Origin of the sequence: Paraburkholderia fungorum (assembly GCF_902833645.1) — a bacterium.
Taxonomy (GTDB): Bacteria; Pseudomonadota; Gammaproteobacteria; order Burkholderiales; family Burkholderiaceae; genus Paraburkholderia; species Paraburkholderia fungorum.
Genome location: NZ_CADFGE010000031.1, coordinates 1 through 374, shown reverse-complemented (window position 1 = coordinate 374; position 374 = coordinate 1). Strand labels below are relative to the sequence as shown.

Below are 374 nucleotides of genomic sequence, written 5' to 3'. Positions count from 1 at the left end.
CCGGTCTTCCAAACCCGCCACGTGCCCGCTCACCCCTTCCCCAAGCAAGCGAGTGTCGGGCGATCCAGGAAGTACCAGGGAGGTCGCACCATGAGCAGCAAACCCACAAAACAATCTCAACCCGCTTCACGCCCGCCTGTCGACGCGCTTCAGTACGAAAAGCTTGCGCTCTCCAGCTTCGATCTATGCAACCGGCAGTTGAGCCAGCTCAACACATTGATCACACTTGGGTCCTCAATATGTAGGAATCCTGCCATCACGAGTGACGAAAGACGACGTCAGCAGACCATGCTTGAATTGCTCGTCGATACAGCAGAGCAATATCAGCGGGAGCTGGAATGTGACCGTGAGCTGTATCAGGTGATCGCACTCGA

Annotated in this window: 1 pseudogene; it reads left to right on the top strand. The window is 55.9% G+C overall.

Features of this window, described 5'->3' with window-relative positions:
• Nucleotides 1-90: 90 nt before the first annotated feature.
• Nucleotides 91-374, top strand: a pseudogene (locus tag HWX91_RS40465) (hypothetical protein); the annotation flags it as partial.